This is a genomic window from Pseudomonas sp. ASL3 (genome assembly GCF_056680425.1).
In genome coordinates this window covers 2,666,388-2,691,748 of record NZ_CM155281.1, presented here as the reverse complement: position 1 = coordinate 2,691,748, position 25,361 = coordinate 2,666,388, and the positions used below count along the sequence as shown (strand labels likewise).

At 54.2% G+C, this 25,361-nt stretch carries 25 protein-coding genes and 1 pseudogene; 6 read left to right on the top strand and 20 right to left on the bottom strand.

What is annotated here, in order from left to right:
- Nucleotides 1-47 precede the first annotated feature (47 nt).
- Both AC1MEE_RS12375 and AC1MEE_RS12370 read left to right on the top strand, forming a co-directional pair.
- On the top strand, nt 48-911 hold the full coding sequence (locus AC1MEE_RS12375) for an ABC transporter permease (RefSeq protein WP_480416221.1): 864 nt from the start codon (nt 48-50) through the stop codon (nt 909-911).
- The gene (locus AC1MEE_RS12370; RefSeq protein WP_480415615.1) at nt 901-1,995 is read left to right on the top strand and encodes a quaternary amine ABC transporter ATP-binding protein; all 1,095 of its coding nucleotides are present in this window, start codon (nt 901-903) and stop codon (nt 1,993-1,995) included. The genes AC1MEE_RS12375 and AC1MEE_RS12370 overlap by 11 nt, the downstream gene beginning before the upstream one ends.
- A 71-nt stretch (nt 1,996-2,066) precedes the next feature.
- On the opposite strand, the gene AC1MEE_RS12365 is transcribed toward AC1MEE_RS12370, so the two are convergent.
- From AC1MEE_RS12365 to panD, 9 genes and pseudogenes are all read right to left on the bottom strand, one after another.
- On the bottom strand, nt 2,067-3,110 hold the full coding sequence (locus tag AC1MEE_RS12365) for an LLM class flavin-dependent oxidoreductase (protein WP_480415614.1): 1,044 nt from the start codon (nt 3,108-3,110) through the stop codon (nt 2,067-2,069).
- Between the two features lie 72 nt (nt 3,111-3,182).
- Nucleotides 3,183-3,668, bottom strand: coding sequence for a flavin reductase family protein (locus AC1MEE_RS12360; protein ID WP_480415613.1), 486 nt, complete (start codon nt 3,666-3,668; stop codon nt 3,183-3,185).
- A 738-nt stretch (nt 3,669-4,406) separates the two neighbouring features.
- Nucleotides 4,407-5,147 (bottom strand): annotated as a pseudogene (locus AC1MEE_RS12355) (ABC transporter ATP-binding protein); the annotation flags it as partial.
- 254 nt (nt 5,148-5,401) lie between these two features.
- Complete coding sequence (locus tag AC1MEE_RS12350; protein ID WP_480415612.1) at nt 5,402-6,133, bottom strand: LuxR family transcriptional regulator; 732 nt, start codon at nt 6,131-6,133, stop codon at nt 5,402-5,404.
- A 262-nt stretch (nt 6,134-6,395) separates the two neighbouring features.
- Nucleotides 6,396-7,652, bottom strand: a complete 1,257-nt coding sequence (locus AC1MEE_RS12345; protein ID WP_480415611.1) for an aminoacyl--tRNA ligase-related protein — start codon at nt 7,650-7,652, stop codon at nt 6,396-6,398.
- 86 nt (nt 7,653-7,738) lie between these two features.
- Nucleotides 7,739-8,119 (bottom strand): pantoate--beta-alanine ligase, encoded by a 381-nt coding sequence (locus tag AC1MEE_RS12340; protein WP_480415610.1) that lies wholly within the window; start codon nt 8,117-8,119, stop codon nt 7,739-7,741.
- A 142-nt stretch (nt 8,120-8,261) separates the two neighbouring features.
- On the bottom strand, nt 8,262-9,137 hold the full coding sequence (gene panC / locus AC1MEE_RS12335; protein ID WP_480415609.1) for a pantoate--beta-alanine ligase: 876 nt from the start codon (nt 9,135-9,137) through the stop codon (nt 8,262-8,264).
- A gap of 27 nt (nt 9,138-9,164) precedes the next feature.
- A complete protein-coding gene (locus AC1MEE_RS12330; protein ID WP_480415608.1) occupies nt 9,165-9,884 on the bottom strand; it encodes an HAD family hydrolase in 720 nt (239 codons plus the stop codon).
- A 33-nt stretch (nt 9,885-9,917) separates the two neighbouring features.
- A complete protein-coding gene (gene panD / locus AC1MEE_RS12325; protein ID WP_480415607.1) occupies nt 9,918-10,295 on the bottom strand; it encodes an aspartate 1-decarboxylase in 378 nt (125 codons plus the stop codon).
- 298 nt (nt 10,296-10,593) lie between these two features.
- On the opposite strand from panD, the gene AC1MEE_RS12320 reads away from it, so the two are divergent.
- The 3 genes from AC1MEE_RS12320 (at nt 10,594) to coaA (ending at nt 13,518) form a co-directional block, all read left to right on the top strand.
- Nucleotides 10,594-11,490 carry a 2OG-Fe dioxygenase family protein gene (locus tag AC1MEE_RS12320; protein WP_480415606.1) on the top strand — a complete coding sequence of 299 codons (897 nt, stop codon included), beginning with the start codon at nt 10,594-10,596 and terminating at the stop codon, nt 11,488-11,490.
- Between the two features lie 76 nt (nt 11,491-11,566).
- Nucleotides 11,567-12,526: a TauD/TfdA family dioxygenase gene (locus AC1MEE_RS12315; RefSeq protein WP_480415605.1), complete on the top strand. Its 960-nt coding sequence runs from the start codon at nt 11,567-11,569 to the stop codon at nt 12,524-12,526.
- A gap of 38 nt (nt 12,527-12,564) precedes the next feature.
- Nucleotides 12,565-13,518, top strand: coding sequence for a type I pantothenate kinase (gene coaA, locus AC1MEE_RS12310; protein ID WP_480415604.1), 954 nt, complete (start codon nt 12,565-12,567; stop codon nt 13,516-13,518).
- Nucleotides 13,519-13,656: 138 nt separating this feature from the next.
- Here the strand turns inward: coaA and AC1MEE_RS12305 are convergent, their stop codons facing one another.
- The 5 genes from AC1MEE_RS12305 to ribBA form a co-directional block, all read right to left on the bottom strand.
- Entirely contained in the window at nt 13,657-14,811 is a 1,155-nt protein-coding gene (locus tag AC1MEE_RS12305; protein WP_480415603.1) for an ABC transporter ATP-binding protein, read from the bottom strand.
- Nucleotides 14,812-14,828: 17 nt separating this feature from the next.
- Nucleotides 14,829-15,638: an ABC transporter permease gene (locus tag AC1MEE_RS12300; protein WP_480415602.1), complete on the bottom strand. Its 810-nt coding sequence runs from the start codon at nt 15,636-15,638 to the stop codon at nt 14,829-14,831.
- A gap of 6 nt (nt 15,639-15,644) precedes the next feature.
- Complete coding sequence (locus tag AC1MEE_RS12295; RefSeq protein WP_480416220.1) at nt 15,645-16,589, bottom strand: ABC transporter permease; 945 nt, start codon at nt 16,587-16,589, stop codon at nt 15,645-15,647.
- On the bottom strand, nt 16,586-17,611 hold the full coding sequence (locus AC1MEE_RS12290) for an ABC transporter substrate-binding protein (RefSeq protein ID WP_480415601.1): 1,026 nt from the start codon (nt 17,609-17,611) through the stop codon (nt 16,586-16,588). The genes AC1MEE_RS12295 and AC1MEE_RS12290 overlap by 4 nt, the downstream gene beginning before the upstream one ends.
- Before the next feature lie 455 nt (nt 17,612-18,066).
- Complete coding sequence (gene ribBA / locus AC1MEE_RS12285; RefSeq protein WP_480415600.1) at nt 18,067-19,179, bottom strand: bifunctional 3,4-dihydroxy-2-butanone-4-phosphate synthase/GTP cyclohydrolase II; 1,113 nt, start codon at nt 19,177-19,179, stop codon at nt 18,067-18,069.
- Between the two features lie 86 nt (nt 19,180-19,265).
- Here ribBA and AC1MEE_RS12280 point away from each other — a divergent pair, with 86 nt between their 5' ends.
- Complete coding sequence (locus AC1MEE_RS12280; RefSeq protein WP_480415599.1) at nt 19,266-19,559, top strand: DUF1330 domain-containing protein; 294 nt, start codon at nt 19,266-19,268, stop codon at nt 19,557-19,559.
- 18 nt (nt 19,560-19,577) lie between these two features.
- Here AC1MEE_RS12280 and AC1MEE_RS12275 read toward each other — a convergent pair whose 3' ends face one another.
- The 6 genes from AC1MEE_RS12275 to AC1MEE_RS12250 all read right to left on the bottom strand — a co-directional run bounded on the left by AC1MEE_RS12275 (nt 19,578) and on the right by AC1MEE_RS12250 (nt 25,344).
- Entirely contained in the window at nt 19,578-20,141 is a 564-nt protein-coding gene (locus tag AC1MEE_RS12275; protein ID WP_480415598.1) for an NUDIX hydrolase, read from the bottom strand.
- Between the two features lie 2 nt (nt 20,142-20,143).
- Nucleotides 20,144-20,896 (bottom strand): GntR family transcriptional regulator, encoded by a 753-nt coding sequence (locus AC1MEE_RS12270; RefSeq protein ID WP_480415597.1) that lies wholly within the window; start codon nt 20,894-20,896, stop codon nt 20,144-20,146.
- Nucleotides 20,897-21,021: 125 nt separating this feature from the next.
- A complete protein-coding gene (locus AC1MEE_RS12265; RefSeq protein ID WP_480415596.1) occupies nt 21,022-22,473 on the bottom strand; it encodes an NAD-dependent succinate-semialdehyde dehydrogenase in 1,452 nt (483 codons plus the stop codon).
- 60 nt (nt 22,474-22,533) lie between these two features.
- Entirely contained in the window at nt 22,534-23,019 is a 486-nt protein-coding gene (locus tag AC1MEE_RS12260) for a flavin reductase family protein (RefSeq protein ID WP_480415595.1), read from the bottom strand.
- 13 nt (nt 23,020-23,032) lie between these two features.
- Nucleotides 23,033-24,514 carry an aldehyde dehydrogenase gene (locus AC1MEE_RS12255; RefSeq protein WP_480415594.1) on the bottom strand — a complete coding sequence of 494 codons (1,482 nt, stop codon included), beginning with the start codon at nt 24,512-24,514 and terminating at the stop codon, nt 23,033-23,035.
- Entirely contained in the window at nt 24,511-25,344 is an 834-nt protein-coding gene (locus AC1MEE_RS12250; RefSeq protein WP_480415593.1) for an alpha/beta fold hydrolase, read from the bottom strand. The genes AC1MEE_RS12255 and AC1MEE_RS12250 overlap by 4 nt, the downstream gene beginning before the upstream one ends.
- Between the last annotated feature and the right edge of the window lie 17 nt (nt 25,345-25,361).

Sequence of the window (25,361 nt, the reverse complement as noted above, 5' to 3'; positions counted from 1 at the left end):
TTCTACAAAAGGGGAATGTTATGGAGTGGCTGATAAGCTTTCCACATATGGAGGACGAAAGACTTCGGGCTTTGAAGAAAGCCATCGACGGCGCCTTTCGACACTTCACCAGCACCTACGGCGATGGCTTCGAAGCGTTCTTTGAGCCGTTGCAATACTTCCTCAATCAGTCCGAACGGTTCATGACCACGACGCCATGGCCGGTCATCATTCTGATCGTCGCGTTGATTTCCTGGTTTGCCAGTCGTAACTGGAAAATTGTCCTGGGTTGCGTGTTCACGCTGATGGCCATCGGTTACCTGGATATGTGGACCGACACCATGAAGACGTTGTCGATGATCTTCGTCTGCACGGTGATATCCATTGTCGTTGGCTTGCCGGCCGGTATTGCTATGGCCCGCTCCAACCGCCTGCAGAATATCGTCAGTCCGGTCCTCGATGTGATGCAAACCCTGCCGAGTTTTGTCTACTTGATTCCGGTGGTGATGTTGCTTGGGATCGGTAAGGTCGCGGGGCTGATTGCGGTGGTGGTCTATGCCTTGCCGCCGATGATCCGTCTGACCAATCTGGGTATCCGCCATGTCGACGCCGAGATGCTTGAAGCGGCAGACGCTTTTGGCTCCTCCAGTTGGCAGAAACTGAAAAATGTCCAGTTGCCGCTGGCGCTGCCGTCGATCATGGCCGGGATAAACCAGACCATCATGATGGCGTTGGCCATGGTAGTGATTGCCTCGATGATCGGCGTTCAAGGCCTGGGCCAACCGGTACTCAAAGCGATTTCCAATCAGTATTTCACCTTGGGGATGTTCAACGGTCTGGCCATCGTCGGCATCGCGGTGATATTCGACCGGGTCAGCCAGGCTTACGGCAGAAGATTGCAAAAACACCTGGAGATGGTCCATGGAAACTAACCCCTCCAGCGATTTTGGCATCGAGATCAAACAGCTCTACAAAATCTTCGGCTACAAGTCTGAAGCCAGTATTGACCGGGTCAAACAAGGCATCAGCAAGGCTGAACTGCTGCACAATTACAGCCATGTCCTGGGCTTGAAAGACATCAACATCAGCATGCCGTCAGGCGCGATCCAGGTCATCATGGGCCTTTCCGGTTCAGGCAAGTCAACGCTGATACGCCACATCAACCGCTTGATAGAGCCTACAGCGGGGGAAGTTATAGTGGGTGGCGTCGACGTATTGAAGATGAGTCCGCGTGACCTACAGCACTTCCGCCGCCATACCATTTCCATGGTTTTTCAGAAGTTCGCCTTGCTGCCAAACCGGACCGTGCTCGATAACGCGGTGTATGGGCTGGAGATCCAGGGCCAGGCGCGGGCCAGGCAAGTGGAGGTGGCCATGCGCTGGTTGGAGCGGGTCGGGCTCAAGGGTTTCGAGAAACACTACCCGAATCAGCTTTCAGGCGGGATGCAGCAGCGGGTCGGGCTGGCGCGCGCGCTGGCCAGCGATGCGCCGATTCTGTTGATGGACGAGGCGTTTTCTGCCCTCGATCCGTTGATTCGGATGGACATGCAGTCGGTGCTGCTGGACCTGCAGAAAGAAATCAAGAAAACCATCGTCTTCATCACCCACGATCTTGATGAAGCGCTGCGTATCGGTGATCGAATCGCCATCCTGCGCGACGGTGAGGTGGTGCAACAAGGCACCCGCCAGGACATTGTCATGAAGCCCGCCGATGATTACATCGCCAACTTCGTCAAGGAAGTGAACCGCGGTCGGGTCATCAACGTGGAAGCAATCATGACGCCATTCATCAGGGTGAAGGCGGGTGCAAGACTGGCCGTGCCGATGGACACGTCATTGGAGTCGGCGGTCAAGCTGCTGGTTGAGGCGAGTCTGGATGAGTTGGTGGTCACCAACAGCCAGGCCCAACCGGTTGGGCAACTGACCTTGAAATCCATTCTGACGACGATGGTCACGTCCGCTGTGACCGAGGAGCCGGAGACTGTGGTTGAACAGTTGCATGCAGGGCTGCGCTGATCCAGGCTGGATATTACCTGCCTGAATACCGTCGAACCCTTGCGGGTCCGGCGGTGAGCAGCATCGTCGGCTTATTCGAACGCCGGCATTACATGCTTGATGAACAGTTCCAGCGATTTCTTTTTCTCGGCGTGGGGCAGGCTGTTGTCGCACCAGAAGCTGAATTCGTCGACGCCCAGTTCCTGGTAGTACTTGATCCGTGCGATGACTTCTTCTGGCGTGCCGATCATGGTGTTCTTGTGGATGTTTTCCAGTTCGAACTCCGGGCGACCTGCGAACTTCTCTTCCGGGCTCGGCGCCAGGAAGCCATTGACCGGAACCTGCTTGTTGCCAAACCAGGCATCGAAGGTGCGGTAGAAGCGCGAGATGGCCTTGGCCCCGATTTTCCAGCCCTCGGGGTCGTCGGCACTGTGGATATGGGTGTGGCGCAGTACCATTAGTTGCGGGCGCGGTACGTCCGGGTTGTTGGCGAGGGCGGCTTCGAACTTGTTCTTCAAGTCGAGCACTTCTTCGTCGCCTTTCATCAGCGGCGTGACCATGACGTTGCAGCCGTTCTTCACGGCGAAGTTATGCGAGTCGGGGTCGCGGGCGGCAATCCACATCGGTGGGCTCGGTTTCTGGATCGGCTTGGGTACGCAGGTGGAGGTGGGGAATTTCCAGATCTCGCCATCATGGGCATAGTCGCCCTGCCACAGCTTGCGCACCACCGGGACCATCTCGCGCAGGTGATTGCCACCGGTGGCAGCCGGCATGCCATCGGCCATGCGGTCGAACTCGACCTGATAGGCGCCACGCGCCAGCCCGACTTCCATCCGGCCATTGCTGATCACGTCAAGCAGGGCACATTCGCCGGCGACGCGCAGCGGATGCCAGAACGGCGCGATGATCGTGCCTGCACCCAGGTGAATGGTGGTGGTACGGGCCGCGAGGTAGGCCAACAGCGGCATCGGGCTCGGAGAAATGGTGTATTCCATGGCGTGGTGTTCGCCGATCCACACCGTACGGAAACCACCGGCCTCAGCCATCAGGGTCAATTCGGTCAGGTCTTCGAACAATTGGCGATGGCTGACTTCCTCATCCCAGCGCTCCATATGCACGAACAAAGAAAATTTCATGACGCAGTCCTCGGATCTTTTGTTGTTGGCCTGTCAGGTGCAGGTCTGATGCATGCAAAATAGTTCTGTAGATCAAGCAAAAGCTGGCAGCGCGCCCATCTTGCCGCGGCAGTACACCAGCGGGCGGGTCTGTTGCTGGGGCACGATCAGATTTTGCACCTTGCCGACCATAATGGCGTGATCGCCGCCTTCGTACTCGCGCCACAACTCACACTCGATAATCGCCGTGGCATTGCTCAGCAGCGGGTTGCCCAGCTCGCTGAGTGTCCAGTCGATCCCTTGCGCCTTGTCCTTGCCTTTGCGGGCGAAGGCATAGGCTTCATTCTGCTGTTCGCCGGAAAGCAAGTGAATGGCGAAGCGCTTGTTCTTGATCAGCACCGGGTAGGAATCTGAACTGTAGTTGGGGCAAAACAGCACCAGCGGCGGGTCCATCGATAGCGAGCTGAAGGCGCTGGCGGTCAGGCCGACGATTGCACCGTCGTCATCGAGTGTAGTGATCACCGTCACACCGGAAGGGAAGGAGCCCATGACTAGTTTGTAGACGTTCGCGTCGATCATTGGATTTTCCTCGGTGAGACGGTGGCGCTATGCGCTTTATTGGATGACTTATGTGTCTGATGGTATACCGTAATACTGTGTTTGCAAGTGGTTTTTGGCTGAGATGACGAACGTCTGTTTTGGCGGTAATGACCGTGTCGATCGCTTCGCAGGCAAGCCTGCCCACAAAGGCACGCGATATTCTGTGGGAGGCCTCGCCGCGTCTTCGACGCTGCGCTGTCGCGCAGCAAACTCGGTCCCTGTAGGAGCTGCCGAAGGCTGCGAAAAGGTCGGCACGACCTTCAGCGGTCTCAAGAACGCGACCGGTTCCCGGTCGATCGCAGCCTTCGGCAGCTCCTACAGGAGGTCGGTGTTTGGCTGAAAATTGCATAAAATTTATGTTTTGTTTTTCAATGGCTTATAGGTTGCTTGATGAGAGGCCTCGCCGCGTCTTCGACGCTGCGCTGTCGCGCAGCAAACTGGGGCTCGATTCTGCCCGGAGGGCGTAGGAGCTGACTTGTCTGCGAAAAGGGCCGAAGGACCTTCCAGCGGTGGCGCATTCACCATTTTTGCCAGCGCTTCGCACTGGATCGCAGATAAGTCAGCTCCTACATCAAATCGGTGTCGACTTTAAATTTATATTTATTTTTCAACGATTTACAGGTTGTTTTGAGGAGCAGGCTTGCCTGCGAACGGCGATACGCCAGGCACAAAAAAGCCGACGTCCTGTTCGAGGCCGTCGGCTTGCCGGGGAGGGGATCAGTGTGCGCCAGCGGCCTTGTTCAGGTCGCTTTCGGTCCATTGGGTGTAGACGCAGGCATCGGCCGCTGCCCAGCGCACGCGCACCGGATCACCGGTCTTGAGCGGCATGCCGGCGGCAGACAGCGCCTTGACGGTCATCGCCGTGCCACCGGAGGTGATCACGCTGCAGGTCTGGCTTTCGCCGAGGAACAGCACTTCAGTGACCTTGGCCGCCACGTCGTTCCAGCCAGCGGCGAGGGGCTCGCGGGCGGCCTGTTCGACGCTCAGGGCTTGAGCCTTTTCCGGACGAACCATCAGCAACACATCCTGATCGGTCTTCAGTCCCGAGGTCAGGCGAATCGACAGGGGCTGACCTTCAAAGGACGCCGCCGCATTGCCTTGGGCCTTGAGCTTGAGAAAGTTTGAGTTACCGAGGAACGAGGCAACGAACGCATTCGGCGGATTCTGATACAGGTCATAGCCACTGCCCAGACCGACGATCTTGCCATGGCTGAAGATCGCGATGCGCTGCGACAGGCGCATGGCTTCCTCCTGGTCGTGGGTCACGTAGACGATGGTGATGCCCAACCGCCGATGCAACTGACGCAGTTCATCCTGCAGGTCTTCGCGCAGTTTTTTGTCCAGCGCGCCCAGCGGTTCGTCCATCAGCAGGATGCGTGGCTCGTAGACCAGCGCTCGGGCAATGGCCACACGTTGCTGCTGGCCACCGGAGAGTTGCGAAGGGCGGCGATGGGCATACATCCGACACTCCGCAACCAACGCCAGCAGGTTCGGGTCGCGTTCCTTGGATTTTAGGAACACCACGCCGATGTGCTGTTGCATGTGATAGCGCTCCTGCAAGGGGATCAAGCGCACGCGTTTTTCATAGACTGCTGCCTCGCAGGCCCTAGGAATTAGCAGCACAATAGTTAGTAAGCTTTTTGATTAAGTGGAGCATGTATAGGTCGTTATATGTCGATGGCAATATTATTACTAATGCATCTGGCAACGGCCTAAAACAATTGTAAGCACAGGCCTTCTTGCTGTGCTTTTGATATGGCATGTTTTGCGTTAGATACATCTAGCTTTTCAACGATGTTTCCCATATGAAATTTTACTGTTCTCTCGCTAATGCCGGCTATTAATGCAATTTCAGCGTATGTCTTTCCAATACTTGCCCATTTCAAAATTTCATGCTCGCGCTGGGTCAGCGGTTTAATAACGTTATCATTGAATAAAGAATCAAGCACATCAGGAGTTAGTGTAAGGATCTGATGAACCCGGATTAGAAGCATCTGAAGGTCGGCTTTATGCATTTCCACCATATGAAACAAGTTGGGCTCAACCGTGTCTGTGATGCTGAGCAGAGAGAACAGGCCGTTAGCATCGTGAAGGGTAAAGCTATACCCGTCTGTGAGTAAGTTATCTTCTGGTCTTTCAAAAAAATAATTAGCTAAGCTCTTCTCTAATTCAAATCTACACTCAGCCCAAGAAAATGGCGCGATGGAGTTCATGCCGAATTTTATGACCGGGTCAGTGAGTTGGTGATGGTTAGCTTTATATTCTTCAATCCAAGAGGCAGGATAATTGGTTATAAAAAAAGGGTTCCGAAAATCGGACTTTTTAACAATGAAAAAGACAAATTTATTGAATCCTTTCGCCTGCACTTGCTGCTCCAGTGCGTGCCGGATACGTGAAACTAGTGCTAGCGGGCTTTTGAAGCAGGGTTTTTTATCCATATTCATATGAGGGCTTGTAGTAAGGTGGTAGTGTAAGTATTGAGGTTGTTATCATTCTTTTAATTGGTCGAAATTTTCCATAATAACTAGATAGGACAATATAAGTACTTCTCATTTCATGGAGGGTTAATATTTTCATGGTTTTGTTGGCATAGTAATCTATGGAGTGAACAGATTCTTTCGAGTTAACACCGCTGGAGAGTGGCGCCAATCTCGAAAGAATGTGATTAGTTAGGCTGAATGAATTTCTAATATTCACGGTTTATTGTTATGTGTACAGAGATTCAAAATCTAGTAGAAGTTGACTAAGCGATACTCGATGCGAAAGTCCTGTATCCCTCTCGCGTTTCGTAATAATACCATCCCTTGAAAGTCTGTCGTCTAATGTGACGAAAATAGGCGTCCCTATTTCGTCATGTTTTTTTACAATATTGGCCGAGTCTTCTCCGATTTTTATCTCTACTTTTCCCGAGGATAGCTTTTGTAATTTTCGCTTTAGCGATGTAGCCATATCAATAGAGAAAATATCGTTTGAGCTTTTGATGTAAATGCAAGCTTTTACGGGTGCTAAGTGAGGTTTAATACGCAATATGATACGGCTATTACCGTCTGCTGAATCGGCATAGCTAAAAGATTCGAAAAGAATAGCCATAAGGCCGCGATCTACACCAGCGGCGGGCTCAATAACGTAAGGAGTAATTAGCTCATCGCCTCCTGGTTTTTTCAGAGCCATGAGTGCCCTAGAACTATAGTTCTTTAAAACAGAAGACTTGATATCTAATTTATCCTGAGATCCGCTGTGCGAGCCACAATCGAAATCACCGCGATTGGCAATTCCTTCAATTTCAAAAATACCGCCATCACTCTGCTTGTAGTGGATATCATACGTTTTACTGGAATAATGTGCTAACTCACTATTTATGACATCGTCAACAATTAAGTTGTCAGGATTGATGCCTTGCTGTTCCCACCAATGAAGCCTTTCATCCAGCCAATATTTATGCCACTTAGGTGCGTCCTCTCTAGGGATAAAATATTGAAGTTCCATCTGTTCAAATTCTCTCATCCGAACAGGATAGTTTGTGACATCCAATTCATTCCGAAACGCCTTGCCAATTTGAGCTATTCCAAAAGGTAGGGACGGGTGAGCGGTACTGACGACACTATCAAAGTTAGCGAAGCTATGTTGAGCTGTGGTAACCCGAAGGTGACAGTGCGCCGATTGGTCTTCTTCTGACCTTATCGACGTTTCAAAAATGCCGAACTCCTCATAATTAGCGTCTAAAAAACCAGAGTGCTTGTGAAGTAGGGGGGAGGTTAAGATCGCAGTTTCTATGCCGTTGACTTCATCCCGGTTATAGACCATCGCTTCCCACCAAGTCCTCCTCAAGTGGTTTTTGATTTCGGCACCAACTGCGCCATAATCAAATATGCCTGGCATTCCTCCGTAAATAGCACAAGAAGACGTAAATATACCTCTCCTCTGACAAATATTGAGAACATCCTCTAATGGTAGTCGGCTCATTCATATATCCTTATGAGTTGATGTTATAGGTGCTGATAACAGAATCAGCCTCGCCCAAACTAGGGCAAAGCTGATTGTTGAGGTGTCTAAATAGGTAGTGTTGTAATGGTGGGCTCTTTAGAGACGACAATATTGTCAATTAGACGGACTGAGTCAAGGTAAGCTGCGCATAGTACTGCAATCTGGGAGGTGGAATTTGATATCGGCTCGAGAGTGATAGCATCGACTAGGTTCAGGTAGTCTGGCTCAAATCCAAGCTTGGTCAAATCCTGTAGAGATTCATGTTCAATTGCAGAATAGTCTGAACGGCCAGACAGGATTTTCTGCCGGGCGGTAAGTAATACTTTGTATATTCCGGATGCTTTATTTCTGTCCGAAATGCTTAGATAGCTGTTTCGGGAACTCAGGGCCAAACCATTAGCATCTCTAATCGTAGGGACACCTATCACTTGGGTTGGAATGTTCAAGGTATACCTCTCCTCTGACAAATATTGAGAACATCCTCTAATGGTAGTCGGCTCATTCATATATCCTTATGAGTTGATGTTATAGGTGCTGATAACAGAATCAGCCTCGCCCAAACTAGGGCAAAGCTGATTGTTGAGGTGTCTAAATAGGTAGTGTTGTAATGGTGGGCTCTTTAGAGACGACAATATTGTCAATTAGACGGACTGAGTCAAGGTAAGCTGCGCATAGTACTGCAATCTGGGAGGTGGAATTTGATATCGGCTCGAGAGTGATAGCATCGACTAGGTTCAGGTAGTCTGGCTCAAATCCAAGCTTGGTCAAATCCTGTAGAGATTCATGTTCAATTGCAGAATAGTCTGAACGGCCAGACAGGATTTTCTGCCGGGCGGTAAGTAATACTTTGTATATTCCGGATGCTTTATTTCTGTCCGAAATGCTTAGATAGCTGTTTCGGGAACTCAGGGCCAAACCATTAGCATCTCTAATCGTAGGGACACCTATCACTTGGGTTGGAATGTTCAAGGTATGCACTAGCCGCCGACAGACAGCAAGTTGCTGATAGTCCTTTTCACCGAATAAGGAAAAGTCAGGCTGTACGATATTCAGTAACTTTGTAACTACAGTCGCAATAGCGCTGAAAAAATGAGGTCGTGACTTTCCACAGAACAGCTCCCCCAAAAATGGTACGTCAACCTTCATTTGGTACGCTAAGCCCAACGGGTATATTTCTGACACGGAGGGTGCGAATACAATGTCACATCCTACTTCTTCCAGTTTTGAACAATCATCATCTAACGTGCGTGGATATTTATCATAGTCCTCACCCTCGGCAAAGTGAGAGGGATTGAGAAAAATCCCTGCGACAGTAATGTCAGCAATTTTCTTTCCATGTTCGACCAAACTAACATGGCCGGCATGTAGGGCGCCCATCGTTGAAATGAAGCTGATCGTGTTATGCTTGCTTCGCTCAAGTTTTAGACGCGCTCTTAAATCACTTATGGTGTGGATAATTTCCATGGCCAACTCTCGTATTGATTTAAATATTTACTGTCCAGCTTTATGAAACTCGACCAAGTCGGATAAAGATGAAAATTTGTAGGTGGGCTCAACTGTGGGTTGGAACCCCGCATGAATTGCAAGCGTTCCGTTGAGTGTATTCGCTCGATTTATCCAGGCTGTATCTATGCCCATAGCTGCTGCGGGTTCGATGTCATGAAATCTGCTTACGCTGACGTGTAATAATTCGTTGCGATGGATTTTAAGATCAGACAATTGATCCAATAAATAGAGAAAATTTCTTGTGTCGGGCTTGAATGAACCTATAGTTTGGGCCGTAAATGTGCGATAAAATTTACATTTCAGCTGATCTTTAGTAGTTTCGATAGTGGCTTCATCAATGTTCGACAGAATAATAAGTTTGTGACTATCTGCCAAATAAGATAAGGCCTCAACAGTATCTTTAAATACAGGCCAGTTCGCTATGTTCTGCCCGAAAGATGAAGTTTTTTCCTTGTCACAGTTCCTGCCAAATTCTGATAGGACTTTAACGAGTGATTCGTTTATAGCGGATGGATAAGGTATGCTCGGCGAATTGTTGAGAAGCTTTGATTCATAGTCCAAAAAACTACCGATTAAATCAGCATTAGATGCATCTTGAAGTCTGTCATCAAATAGGTTTCGTAAGCTATTAACTATACCTGACTCCCAATCAATCAATGTCCCAAAGCAATCGAAGCTAATGGCGCGATAGTCTGATATTGCCATGATTTGCCTAGATCCGTAATCAAATTCGACAGCTTAAGGTTGTTGGTTGATAGCCATGTTGGGTTTTTCGAGGAGCATCTGGGTTACGTTGTTACTGTCGTCCAGAATTGCAACTTTTGCTTTAATTGGCTTGTCGCTAGTTTGAAACGCCATAATTATGATTTGCTCGCCAGCACTGATAAGGTGAGCAGCGGCCCCGTTCATACAGATGTCACCTTCTCCTCTTTCCCCTGATATAACGTAGGTTTCAACCCTGGCCCCTGAGGTATTCGAAACCACAAGCACGCGTTCGCCAGGCCAAATGTCGACTTTGTCTAGAAGATTTTGATCAATTGTAATGGAGCCGACGTAAGCAAGATTTGCTTCCGTGACATTTGCGTTATGTAGTTTTGCATGTAGAACGGTGCGCATTCTTTATATCTCCGATGATGAAAATTTTTCTTGTTTGTTACTGGTTGTTTCGTTGTGGCACTGAAGATAGTCGGTGCCAGTGTGGAGACGCTATTCTTGTATCTAGTCGGGCTTGCAATTGTTGTCTTAAGAATCGAGTAAATTTATGCCACAGCTCTCTAGACTATGACAACCTGTCCCAAAGTACAGATGATCAGATCTGAATATCGTGGCTAATGTATATCCCAATAAAATTCAGCAGAAAATCTCAGCGTCGTTAAAGGCGTAAATACTATTCTGTTTTTGGGGGATTGATTATATGAGCAACTTACCGGCACGGGTGCGTAACGGAATTATCGAGTTAAGAGATAGTTATATCAATAACCGATTTATCTTTATTGATGGAGGAACCTTACTCGACTATATTCCCTATTTCGGCGCCACGGATCTAGACATAGAGCTGTTGAAGTGCGTGAGTAATAGCTTGGAAGCTGACCCGACGCTGCCCTTCAGGGAGTCTCGAAATGGAAGATTTTTATTCGATTTTAAGAAGGCTGAAATTTGCAGACTTCAATTTCAACCTTTCGTTCTGTCGAATGAAGAAGATTTTGTTCGATTCGACTCAAATAAATTAAGACATTTTCAAGAAATCAATAATAATTTGCAATTGAACACTGCGTTTCAAGCGTTGTTGTGTATCAAGTCATTAATGATAAAAGAAATAGAAATTTGTCCGAGAAAAAATCTAGTCGCTGATAGTGACTGTAGGGTTTGTACTGTTTTTAATCTCAGGACGATAACTAGACCAGCGCTTTTGGGGGAGCCAGCGTTAGAGGGTGTCCACAGTGATGGTGTGGAACACACGATGACGACAATGTTAGGTTCTGACAATATGGCCGATGATAGCGCTATTACACATATTCACGATATGAGGGAGGTAAATGGCACTCGATGGCATAACGCTCGTGAAAAATACATTTTAGGAAAAATACAGCACCGACGGTTTCTCGATACTTTGTTAGTTGTCGATAGTGAAATGAAACATAGCCTTTCCCCTGTATATGCTTCGGAGCCTGGTAAACGGGCTACTCGTGATATGTTGATTTTTTTTACCCGTCGACCTACCACTCGTCAGCATAGTACCAATCCATTCGATTCGCTCAAATCACATCAAGGTTTACCAATGCGTATCAGAGTCTCCACATTTAACAAGTAGATAGGCGCTGAGAGGTCTGGTGCCTTATAAGTTATCCTAACGCTATTTCAAAACTATAAAAAGGTATGGAATTTTAATGCTCATTAAAGAAATTGTAGGTCCTGGCTGCTGGAATGCAGAGACATATGAAGAGCGGAAGTCATTTCTAAAGATAAAGGATTTTTGTGCAGATGGCTTTGAGCAGGAGCTTAAGTCCGTTGCCGATCGGATTATTAATAATGAGGCTCTTACGGATCTGGCAGCGCGCATTACGGATATATGCGAAAACGGGCAGGGGTTTGTTGTGTTAAAAGGCCTCAGCCCGAAAGACTATACGGAGCAGCAGTTGCTCGGTTTCTATTTAAAGTTGTGTAGAACTATCGGGCCGCTTGTATCTCAGAATCGTAGGGGCGATAAGGTCGTGTCTGTCTCAAACAAAATGTCTGGCGCATTATCTGACCGAAATGTTAGAGCATATAATACAAATCAAGGGCTGAATTTTCATAGCGACTCTGCAGATATCACAGGGCTTTTGTGTATTCATAATTCACAAGAGGGAGGTGATTCACTGGTGGTCAGTGCAGCAAATATACATAACCTAATATTGGCCAATCATAAGGAATTCCTATCTCTTTACTATCATGGCTTTCTTTATGATAGTCGTGGTGAAGAGGTGACAGGTCTCCCTCCCGCTTACCGTAGCTCAGTATTTCATCACGATAATAATCAGCTTAGCTGCAGGTTCTATCTAAGTGACTACATTCTCCCTGGAATTGAAAAAATGGGGTTGGTACCAAGTAAGACAGAAATGTTAGCGTTGGAAATTTTTTCCAAAATTTGCTCCCATCCGTCTAATTATATTTCTTTTAAGATGGCCCCAGGTGACGTAGTTTTCTATTCAAATAATACTGCTTTGCACGCGCGCACTCCCTTTGTGCATAGTCAACCTGGAGTAGTAGGAAGATTACTACATCGAACCTGGATAAACCCCTACAGACATCGGAGCTTTCCCAGCGATTTTGCCAAGTACCGCTTTGGATACGATGATCAGATCTGATACATTTTTGGTTTCGGCTGGGTGGACATTGGAAAGGTATGATTACGATATTCGACAATACGATTGTTTCAGAAGAGAAACGAAATTATTTGGAATTCAGTCGGGAAAAGTGGTCTTCGTTTCGCGCCAAAGGACCGATGAATATTTCCATGTCAACAATTGAAAGCTTGGTAAGTGCTACCCAGCCCGTTACCGTGGAGGAGGTGATGGATATATTGCTTCCTTTGTCGCATCTTCTAAGTTTGCGTTTCGCTGCAAAGAAGTCTTTCCCTCAAGTTCAAGCCGATTTTCTCGGTATGCCAGAGTTGAATCCACCTTACGTTATAGGTATCTCAGGCAGCGTAGCGGTAGGAAAAAGCAGCTTTGCCAGAATATTAGCAGCGGTTTTATCTCGGTGGCCTGGACGCCCCAATGTGCATTTAGTGACTACAGATGCGTTTCTATTCCCCATAGCAACTCTTAAGGAGCGAAGCCTCTTGCGGAAAAAAGGATTTCCAGAGTCGTACGATAAAACATCGATTTTGAATTTCTTGGTTTCTGTATGCAGGGAGAGTAAAGCTGTACATATACCAGTCTACTCTCATGAGTTGTATGACATTATTCCATCCAGAACCCAGTTGATAGAGGCTCCCGACGTTATCATTCTAGAAGGGCTCAATGTTCTGCAGCAAGACAGCGGTTCCGTGCTTAATGTTACGGATTTTATTGATTTTTCCATTTATATTGATGCCGCTGCTGAGGTTATAAAACAATGGTATCTGGATAGGTTTGTATGCTTAAAAAATACTGCTTTCCAGTCGAAAAACTCTTATTTCAATAAATTCAAGAGCCTGTCTGATGAGGCGGCGCTTTCAATGGCATCCGACACATGGGATGAAATCAACTTGAAAAATCTTATTGAAAATATTCTTCCTACACGTGATAGAGCAAGTTTGATTGTTCATAAAATATCAGATCATTCAATTGATAAGTTGATGCTACGATCTATTTAGATGCACCGGCGTCTGGTGCCATACGGCGCGCTGACCGCGACCCTTCACACTGGCCTGGACTGCCTGTTGGGGCGGCGATACGCCAGGCACAAAAAAGCCGACGTCCTGTTCGAGGCCGTCGGCTTGGCGGGGAGGGGGTCAGTGTGCGCCAGCGGCCTTGTTCAGGTCGCTTTCGGTCCATTGGGTGTAGACGCAGGCATCGGCCGCTGCCCAACGCACGCGCACAGGATCACCGGTCTTGAGAGGCATGCCGGCAGCAGACAGCGCCTTGACGGTCATTGCCGTACCGCCGGAGGTGATCACGCTGCAGGTCTGGCTTTCGCCGAGGAACAGCACTTCAGTGACCTTGGCCGCCACGTCGTTCCAGCCAGCGGCGAGGGGCTCGCGGGCGGCCTGTTCGACGCTCAGGGCTTGAGCCTTTTCCGGGCGAACCATCAACAACACATCCTGATCGGTCTTCAGCCCCGGGGTCAGGCGAATCGACAGGGGTTGACCTTCAAAGGACGCCGCCGCATTGCCTTGGGCCTTGAGCTTGAGAAAGTTCGAGTTACCGAGGAACGAGGCAACGAACGCATTCGGCGGATTCTGATACAGGTCATAGCCACTGCCCAGACCGACGATCTTGCCATGGCTGAAGATCGCGATGCGCTGCGACAGGCGCATGGCTTCCTCCTGGTCGTGGGTCACGTAGACGATGGTGATGCCCAGCCGCCGATGCAACTGACGCAGTTCATCCTGCAGGTCTTCACGCAGCTTTTTGTCCAGCGCGCCCAGCGGTTCGTCCATCAGCAGGATGCGTGGCTCGTAGACCAGCGCTCGGGCAATGGCCACACGTTGCTGCTGGCCACCGGAGAGTTGCGAAGGGCGACGATGGGCGAATTGTTCGAGCTGCACCAGCTTGAGCATGGCGTCGACTCGGCGGTCGCGCTCGGCGCTGGCGAGTTTGCGGATGGCCAGCGGGAACGCGACGTTGTCGCGCACCGACAGATGCGGGAACAACGAATAGCGCTGGAACACCATGCCGATGTCACGCTTGTGCGGCGGCACATTGACCAGCGACTGGCCATTGACCAGGATCTCCCCGGCGCTGGGTGTCTCGAAGCCGGCCAGCATCGACAGGGTGGTACTTTTACCCGAGCCGCTGGAACCGAGGAAGGTCAGGAACTCGCCGTTCTGGATATCCAGCGAAATGTTGTCCACGGCGGCAAAGTCGCCGTAGTGCTTGTTCAGATTGCACAGGCTGACCAGGGTCTTGTTGTCCTGCTGCGCAGGGTCTTTGATCACGGCACTCATGTCGTACTCCTAGGCGCTCAGGCGCTGACTTCGTTGCGCCGGCGCACAGCGGCGGCGATCACCATGACCACGACTGACAGCGCGATCAGCAACGTCGAAGCGACGGCGATCACAGGGGTCAGGTCCTGGCGCAGGGTGGTCCACATTTTTACCGGCAAGGTTTGCAGGGTCGGGCTGGCCATCATCACGCTAAGCACCACCTCATCCCACGACACCAGAAACGCAAACAGTGCGCCGGCGACCATGCCGGGACGGATCGCCGGAAAGGTCACTTTGAACACCGCTTGCAGGCGTGAAGCGCCACAAATCACCGCGGCATCCTCGATCGACTGATCGAACAGTTTCAGCGAGTTGATGATCGAGATAATGGTGAACGGCAAGGCGACGATCACATGGCTGACCACAAAGGCAAACATCGTCCCGGTGTAACCCAGCTTGAGAAACAGCGCGTACACCGCCACGGCGATGATCACCAGCGGCACGATCATCGGCAGGGTGAACAGGCCATAGAGCATTTCCCGACCCCGGAAGCGCCCGCGTACCAGAGCGAACGCGGTCGGCAACCCCAGGGCCACGGCAAAGATCGTGGTCAGGACCGCGACCTTGAGGCTGGCAAAGGCTGCATCCATCCAGTCGGCATTGGAGAAGAACTGGCTGTACCACTTCAGCGTCCAGCCGGGCGGCGGGAACACCAGCCACTGAGAAGAGCCGAACGACAACAGCACGATGAACACGATCGGCAGCAAGAGAAACAGCGCGATGGTCCCGGTGGTGAGGTACAGGCCCAAACGCATGCGCCGGCTCATGGCATTGGCGGTCAATAACATTGTGGCTTACCTCGAGTTGCTGGAGCCGACCGGGGATTCCGGTTGCAGCTTCAGGTAGAAGTAGAACAGCACCAGGGTGATCAGGATCAACAACGCTGCGCCTGCACTGGCCAGGCCCCAGTTGAGGAAGGACTGCACTTGCTGGATGATGAATTCCGGCAGCATCATGTTCTGCGCCCCACCGAGCAGCGCCGGCGTGACGTAGTAACCCAGGGACATGACAAACACCATCAGTCCGCCGGAGAACAGCCCTGGACGACACAGCGGCAGGAATACTCGGAAGAAATTGCTCCAGGGACTCGCGCCACAGATAGAGCCGGCCTGCAGCACCATCGGGTCAATCGCTTGCATGGTCGCCTGCAGCGGCAGGACGATGAACGGGATCATGATGTAGCTCATGCCGATCACCACGCCGGTCAGGTTGTGCACCATTTCCAGCGGCTGATCGATGATGCCCATGGCCATCAGGGCCTTGTTGATCACCCCGGAGGCCTGGAGCAGCACCAGCCAGGAATAGGTCCGTGCCAACAGGCTGGTCCACATCGACAGCAGGACGATGTTCAGTACCCAGCGCCCCCAGCCACGCGGGACGAGGGTGATCGCCCATGCCAGTGGAAAGCCCAGCAGCAAGCTGAACACGGTTACCAGGCCGGCCACGGAGAAGGTGTTGAACAGCACCCGGGCGTAGGCGGAGTTGGCGAACAACTCAGTGTAGTTGCCCAACCCTGGCGTGGGTTCGAGTACCCCACGCAACAACAGGCTGACCAGCGGTGCGAAGAAGAACAAGCCGAGGAACAGCAGTGCCGGGACCAGATTACTGGCGCCGCGCCAACGCTGTACCCACGGAGTGGAAGGCTTCATGGCCGCCGCCTTGCCTTGAGCCGAATCGGCGGCGCCAGAGGCGCCCCCGACCGGATTGGATTGACGGGACGCAGTGGCCGTCATTTTCATTTGAGCAGCCATTCGTTCCACCGTGTCGCGATGGTCTGACCATTCTTGGCCCAGTACGCGAAGTCGAGAGTGATCTGATCCTTAGCGTAGGCAGTCGGCAGGTTAGGTGCCAGTACTGAGTCCAGGCGTTGCACAGCGTCGGTGTTGATCGGTGCATAGGCGGTCAGGTTGGAGAAGTCCGCCTGACCTTTGGCGGAGCTGGAGTTGGCCAGGAAACGCATGGCCGCATCCTTGTTTTTCGAGCCTTTTGGGATGACCAGAAAGTCGGCCATGACCAGGTTCTGTTTCCAGCTCACACCGACCGGTGCACCATCCTCTTGCAGGGCATGGACCCGGCCGTTCCAGAACTGACCGAGACTGGCTTCACCGGAGGCCAGCAGTTGTTGGGATTGAGCGCCGCCGCCCCACCAGACAATGTCTTTCTTGATGGTGTCGAGTTTCTTGAAGGCGCGATCCAGATCCAGCGGGTAAAGCTTGTCGGCCGGGACGCCATCGGCCAGCAGGGCCAGTTCGAGCACGCCTGGGCTCGGCCACTTGTACAGCGCGCGTTTGCCCGGGAAGGTGGTGGTGTCGAACAGTGCAGTCCAGTCCTGAGGGGCTTTGCCACCCAGCTTGCTTTGGTTGTAACCGAGGACGAACGAGAAGAAGAACGAGCCGACGCCATGGTCGGAGACGAAACGCGGGTCGATCTTGTCGCGCTGGATAACCTTGAAATCCAGCGGTTCGAGCAAGCCTTCAGCTGCTGCGCGCAAGGCGAAGTCAGCCTCTACATCGACCACGTCCCATTGCACGTTGCCGCTTTCGACCATGGCCTTGAGTTTGCCGTAGTCGGTCGGGCCGTCCTGGACCACCTTGATGCCACTGGCCTTGCTGAAGGGGTCGGCCCAGGCCTGTTTCTGTGCATCCTGGGTGGAACCGCCCCAACTGACGAAGTTCACGCTTTCGGCTGCCAGGACCGCGTTGCAAGTTATTGCCAGGATGCCTGCAGCGAGCACCGCAGTTGCACGTTTATTCAACACCATTTTTTACGCCCTCATTTGTTGTGTTTTGAGCGGGCTGTTGACGCCCGCCTATCGGGAGCAGTAGGTCCATCGGGGCCTTGAACATCGACCGGGCCAGGGGCTGTTGTTGTGTGCTGTCTCTCGCGGGTGCACCTGGCAAAACCATCCGGTCTATGGAATATCATATTATGGTATTCCAAACTTTCTGCAAGGGTTTCGCGTTACCGATTGTCAGTAGATCGCGATATTTCTCCCACTGGGATACTCGATTTCCCTCGGGAAACTCTATGTTCTTGGGCAACACACAGAACTCGTGTAGGAGCTGCCGAAGGCTGCGATCGGTCGGGAACCGGTCGCTGCATTTTATTCTGGTGAAGGTCGTTCCGACCTTTTCGCAGCCTTCGGCAGCTCCTACAGGGGAATTGTGCCAGGCACACATTTTGTGGCACGCCTCAAGGTATGAAGGCGGGGTCGTGTTACACCCCCACGAACGGAATGCTTTCCACCACTTCCAGGTTGTACCCGGTCAATCCTGCGTATTTCAGCGGTGGCCCGAGGTGGCGCAGTTTGCCCACACCGAGGTCTTGCAGAATCTGTGCCCCGGTGCCTACTTCAGAATAGATCCTCGATTGTGAACGGGTGTATTGCCGAGGTGGCTGGGTCAGTTGCGGAATCCGCTCGAGCAACGCCTGCGAGGACTCGTGATTGGCCAGCACCACCACGACCCCGCGGCCTTCCTCAGCAATCTTTTGCAGCGCTGCCCACAACGTCCAGTTCGAGGGCCCGGTGTATTCGGCGCCGACCAGATCGCGCAGCGGATCGATCACATGCACTCGGACCAGGGTCGGGTCTTCACGCAGGATATCGCCCATGACCATCGCCATGTGCACGCCACCTTCGATGCGATCTTCATAGGTGACCAGGCGAAAGCTGCCGTGCACGGTCGGCAGTTCGCGCTCGCCGATGCGGGTGACGGTATGCTCGGTGCTGAGTCGATAATGGATCAGGTCGGCGATGGTGCCGATCTTGATTCCGTGCCTGGCGGCGAACACTTCCAGGTCCGGGCGTCGAGCCATGGTGCCGTCATCGTTCATCACTTCAACGATCACCGACGCCGGAGTAAAACCCGCCAGTCGCGCCAGGTCACAGCCAGCCTCGGTATGCCCGGCGCGGGTCAGCACGCCACCTTCCTTGGCGCGTAACGGAAAGATATGCCCCGGTTGCACCAGATCTTCGGCCCTGGCGTCAGCGGCGACAGCGGCTTCGACGGTGCGGGCGCGGTCGGCGGCGGAGATGCCGGTGGTGACACCGCTGGCGGCTTCGATGGACACCGTGAACGCGGTGCTGAAGACACTGCCATTGCTCGGCACCATCTGCTCCAGACCCAGGCGCTGGCAATGTTCGTCGGTCAGCGTGAGGCAGATCAGGCCGCGCGCTTCCCGGGCCATGAAACTGATCGCCTGGGCCGTGCAGCGGTCGGCGGCGAGCAGCAGGTCGCCTTCGTTTTCTCTATCCTCATCGTCGACCAACAGGACCATCTTGCCTTGACGGTAATCTTCGATGATTTCTTCGATGCTATTGAAGGCCATGCTTTCAGTTCTCAGTGTGTAAATGGTAGATACTGTATTTTTCTGGTATACCATAATACAAATCAAACCGAAATAACGAGGTCGTCATGAAGGCTTACTGGATCGCACACGTCGATGTCACCGACCCTGAGCAATACGTCCAATACACCCAGCGCGCGCCGGCTGCGTTTGCGTTGTTTGGCGGCAAGCTGCTGGCCCGAGGCGGGCGTTCCGAAGCGATGGAGGGCAGGGCGACGCCGCAACGCAGTGTGGTGATCGAATTCGAGTCTTACGAGCAAGCGCAGGCGTGCTACCGCTCCGAGCAGTATCAGCAGGCGTGCCAATACCGCCAGGGTGCGGCCAGGGCTGAAGTGATCATTGTCGAAGGGTTTGAGCCCTGAGGGTTCTGGCAGGTGGGGTCAGCGAATGAAGTGGATCTTGCCGCTGTCGTCGTTGCCCATGTAGATGCCGTAGACCCCGGCCTGGCGTTCCTCGATATAACGTTCGAGGATCTGCCGGATGGCGGGGTAGTAGATGCTGTCCCACGGAATGTCTTCGGGCGCGAAAAAGCGGTAGTCGAGGGTTTCGGGGCCGTATTGGCCGGTGATCTCCAGCGCGATGGCGCGGAAGATGATGTAGACCTCGCTGATCTGCGGCACGCTGAAGATCGAGTAGGGCGAAACGATTTCCGCGCGCACCCCGGATTCTTCCCAGACCTCGCGCAGGGCTCCCTGCTCAGTGGTTTCGCCGCTCTCCAGGAAACCTGCGGGCAGGGTCCAGGTGCCGGGACGCGGCGGGATCGCGCGCTGGCACAGCAGGTACTTGCCGTCCTGCTCGATGATGCAGCCGGCAATGATCTTCGGGTTGATGTAGTGGATGTAGCCGCAGCCCCGGCACATCAAGCGCTCATGCGTATCGCCAGGCGGAAGCTGGTGACCGAGGTCACCGCTACCGCATTGCGGGCAGAAGCGCGGACTGGGCATGTTCAGCGGCCTATGCGAGGTTCTTTGAGGACGATGGGCGAGACGATTTCACGCACTTTGCCGCTCTCGTTCTGTTTCAGCTTGAGATAGTCCAGCGCCACGTGGGCGGCGGCCCGAACATGGTCGACCGAAGCCTGATGCGCAGCCAATGGATCGCCGCTCTTGATCGCCTCGACGATGCGCTCCATTTCCTGATTGCTGACGCTACGACGGTTTTCCTGGGACACTGACGTGGCGCGCAAGTAGCTGATGCGTGCCTGTAGCTGGCGCAGCTGGGTGGCCGCGACGTGGTTGCCCGAGCCTTCGAGCAGCACGTCGTAGAAGCCTTGCACCGAGTCGAGTACTTGCTGCAACTCGCCGTCCTTGAGGGCCTTGCGGTTCTCCTCAAGGGCTTTTTCCAGGGCGCGAATGTCCTTGGCCTTGGCTCTGAGGGTAAACAACTGGACGATCAGGCCTTCGAGCACGCAGCGCAGCTCGTAGATATCGCAGGCATCTTCCAGGGTGATGATGGCGACACTCGGCCCTTTGGCGTCGGCGAATTCCACCAGGCCTTCGGATTCCAGGTGGCGCAGGGCTTCACGAACCGACGTGCGGCTGACGCCCAGGCGATCGCAGAGATCTCGCTCGACCAGACGGTCTCCCGGCAGAAGCTGGAAGTTCATGATGGCGCTTCGCAGTTTATCCAGCACGATTTCGCGCAGGGTAACGGGGTTGCGATTGACCTTGAAGCTGTCGTCAAGTGGCAGGCGTTTCATCGGGTCCGCTCTGAGTGTGGCTGTCCATGCAAAAGGAGCACCTTGATCAAAGGATCTTCAGCGCTCCGGTCATGTTCGAAATAATGGCCGAGTTTATCATGCTGCGTTCTTTAAGCGACAAGCCCTCAAAGTCCGCCCATCAGGGTGTATTTGAGTTCCAGGTAGTCTTCGATGCCGTATTTCGAACCTTCACGGCCCAGGCCTGAGGATTTGATACCGCCGAAGGGCGCGACTTCCGTGGAAATCAGTCCCTCGTTAATCCCGACCATGCCGTACTCCAGACCTTCGCTCATGCGCCATGCACGGCCCAGATCACGGGTGTAGCAATAGGCGGCGAGGCCAAACTCGGTGTCGTTGGCCATGCGCAGGGCCTCGCTTTCGCTGTCGAAGCGGAACACGGCGGCCAGCGGCCCGAAGGTTTCCTCGCTGGCGACTTTCATCTGCGGCGTCAAATCAGCGATCACAGTCGGCTGGAAGAAACCATGGCCCAGGGCATGCCGTTCGCCGCCGCAGAGCAAGCGCGCGCCTTTGGCCAAGGCGTCCTGCACATGGTCCTCGACCTTGGCCACTGCCCGTTCGTTGATCAGTGGACCCTGGCTGACGCCCGCCTCGAAACCATTGCCGACTTTCAGTTCGCGCACACGCTCGGTGAGGCGGGCGATGAAGGCGTCATGGATACCGTCCTGCACCAGGAAACGGTTGACGCAGACGCAGGTCTGTCCGGCGTTACGAAACTTGGCGATCAAGGCCCCTTCGACGGCGCGTTCCAGGTCGGCGTCGTCGAACACAATGAACGGGGCATTACCGCCCAGTTCCAGCGAGACCTTTTTCAGCGTCGGAGCGCATTGGGCCATCAGCAGCTTGCCAATGGCCGTGGAGCCGGTGAACGACAGTTTGCGCACCTCGGGACTGCCGGTCAGCTCGGCGCCAATGGCGACAGCATCGCCGGTGATGACGTTAAAAATACCGGCGGGAATTCCGGCCTGTTCCGCCAGCACGGCCATGGCCAGTGCCGAGAACGGCGTTTCCGGTGCCGGTTTGACGATGCACGGACAACCAGCCGCCAGTGCCGGGCCAGCTTTGCGGGTGATCATCGCCGCCGGGAAATTCCATGGGGTAATGGCGGCGACAACACCGATCGGCTCCTTGCTGACCACGATCCGCGCATCGCCCTTGTGACTGGGAATGGTGTCGCCATAGATGCGTTTGGCTTCTTCGGCGAACCACTCGATGAAACTGGCGGCATAGAGGATTTCACCCTTGGCTTCGGCCAACGGCTTGCCTTGTTCCAGGGTGAGAATTTCGGCGAGGGCGTCGGCGTTTTCCAGCATCAAGGCGTGCCAGCGTTTGAGCACCGTACTGCGGTCTTTAGCCGTGCGTGCGCGCCAGGCCGGCCACGCGGCATTGGCGGCAACGATGGCTTCACGCGCTTGCGCGGCGCCGAGGTTCGGCACGTGACCGATGACTTCACCCGTGGCCGGGTTGAAAATGGCTTGGCTGGTGCCGTTTTGCGCGTCACACCATTGACCATTGATAAAGGCCTGTTGGCGGAACAGTTGCGAGGCTGCTGGGGTCATGCCGGCTCCCGAAAATAAAATTGGGGCCGCAACGGTAGGGGGGCGGCCCTGAAAAATCGATCAGGCGAGGGTGGGCAACGGGCCCAGCTTGCCGCGGTGATAGATCATTGGTGTCACCGGCTGCTCGGGCAGGATCAGGTTCTTCACTGCGCCAACAATGATCGCGTGGTCACCGCCGTCGTATTCGCGCCACAGTTCGCACTCGATGATCGCGGTGGCCTGGGTCAGTAGCGGGTTACCCAGCTCGCTCAGGTGCCACTCGATGCCCTTGGCCTTGTCCTTGCCTTTACCGGCGAAGGCGTAGGCCACGGCCTGCTGATCCGCCGACAGCAAATGAATGGCGAAGCGTTTGCTGTCGCGCAGCACCGGGTAGGTGTCGGAGGCGTAGTTGGGACAGAACAGCACCAGCGCCGGGTCAATTGACAACGCACTGAAGGCGCTGGCGGTGATGCCGACGATGCCGCCGTCAGGGTCCAGGGTGGTCACCACTGTGACCCCGGAGGGGAAGGAGGCCATCACCTCTTTGTAAATGCCAGGTTCGATCATCTCAGGTCACCTCTTAACGCATGACAAAGGGGTCGGGCATCGGCGCCGACGACAGGTTGATCCACACCGTTTTCAGCTCGGTGTAAGCCAACACCGAATCGATGCCACTCTCGCGACCGTAGCCGCTGTTCTTGAAGCCGCCGATGGGGGCCATGGCCGAGACTGCGCGGTAGGTGTTGACCCAGATGATCCCGGAGCGTACATCCCGAGCCAGGCGATGGGCGCGGCCCAGGTCGCGGGTCCAGATACCGGCCGCGAGGCCGAACTGTGAGTCGTTGGCGATGGCCAGCGCTTCGGCTTCGTCCTTGAAGCGGATCACCGACGCGACCGGGCCAAAGACTTCTTCCTGCATGATCTTCATAGAGTTGCGGTCGCATTCGAACAGGGTCGGCTCGTAGTACCAGCCGTCGCTGTCCATCTGCGGTCGCTTGCCACCCAGGCGCAGACGGGCGCCTTCGGCGATGGCGTCGGCCACCAGACCTTCGACCACGGCCAGTTGCTGAGCGGTGGCCATCGGGCCCATTTCGCTGGTGTCGTCCTGCGGGTTGCCGATACGGATGCGCTTGGCCCGTTCGACCAGACGCTCGACGAACTCGTCGTAGATTTCATCCTGCACCAACAGCCGCGAGCCGGACACGCAGCTCTGCCCGGACGCAGCATAGATACCGGCGATTGCACCGTTGATGGCGCTGTCGAGGTCGGCGTCGGCAAAGATGATATTCGGCGATTTACCGCCCAATTCCAGTGATAACTTGGCAAAGTTCTCGGCGCTGCTGCGCACCACATGTCGGGCCGTGGCGGCGCCGCCGGTGAAGGCGATCTTGCGCACCAGTGGGTGGCGGGTCAGTGCAGCGCCAGTGCTTGGCCCGTAGCCAGTGACGACGTTGACCACCCCCGGTGGGATGCCAGCTTCGAGGGCCAGACGGGCCAGCTCGAGGATGGTCGCCGAGGCGTGTTCGGACGGCTTGAGCACGATGGTGTTGCCTGCCGCGAGGGCAGGCGCCAGCTTGATCGCGGTCAGGTACAGCGGGCTGTTCCAGGGGATGATCCCGGCGACCACGCCCATCGGTTCGTGCACCGTGTAGGCAAACAGATCAGGTTTGTCCAGCGGCAGGGTGCCGCCTTCGAGCTTGTCGGCGAGGCCAGCGGTGTAATGAAAGAACTCGGGCAAGTAGTTGACCTGACCACGGGTCTCGCGAATCAGCTTGCCGTTGTCGCGGCTTTCCAATTGCGCCAGGTGTTCTTTGTTTTCGGCGATCAAGTCGCCAAGACGGCGCAGCAGTTTGCCCCGGGCCGTGGCGGTCAGGCCACGCCACGCCGGGCTCTCGAAAGCCTTTTGCGCGGCCTGGACGGCGCGCTCGACATCGGCTTCGTCGGCATCGGGCAGCACCGCCCAGGCCTGGGCCAGTGCCGGGTTGAGGCTTTCGAAGGTCTTGCCGGAGAGGGCATCGACCCATTGACCGTCGATGCACATCTGGAAGCGTGCGAGTGTCATGCAACGGTCCCCTTTATCTGGTTTTGTCGGGTTTGTGCGGTGGTGAGGAAGTCCAGCAGCACCTGATTGACCAGGCGCGGCGACTCTACTGGCATCATATGCCGTTGCTCGTCGAGCACAGCAACTTGCGCGCCGGGAATCCGTTCGGCCAGTTGCCGGGCCATTTGCGGGGTCGAACCCGGGTCCAGCTCGCCGGTGGCAATCAGGGTCGGCACCTGAATGCTGCCCAGGTCCTCGGCGCGGTACATGTCCTGGGTAGCGAACAATTCATAAGTGGTCAGGTAACCCTGTGGGTCATTGCCGGCCAGGGTTTGCCGAATCGCTGCGATCTGCGCTGGATTGGCGGCCTGGTATTCGCGGCTGAACCAGCGTGACAGAGCGGCCTCGGCATTCGCATCCGGGCCATGTTCGGCGGCCTGACTGGTGCGCTCGATGACCCCGGCGCGCTGTTCGGCGCTGCGGTTGAACACGCTATTGAGCACCACCAGCCCCAGGATGTGCTGTGGGTAGTGCAGCGCGAAAGCTCGAGCCACCAGCCCGCCCATGGAGAACCCGATCACGGTGGCTTGCGGCAGTTGCAGGTGTTCAAGCAGTTCCAGTAACTGCTCGGCATAACCGAGCAGCCCGGTGCCCGATTCCGGGCGCGGGCTGGCGCCATGCCCGAGCATGTCGTAGGCAATGACGCGGTAATGCGGAGCGAGACCAACGATTTGGCCGCCCCACATCTCTTTGTTCAGACCCACGCCATGGATCAATACCACGGGTTGGCCTTGACCGGTCGCCAGATAACTGGTGCCGGCCGGGGTGCGTTCAGCGGTGAGCCGAATCATGGATCGCTCCTGCAGAC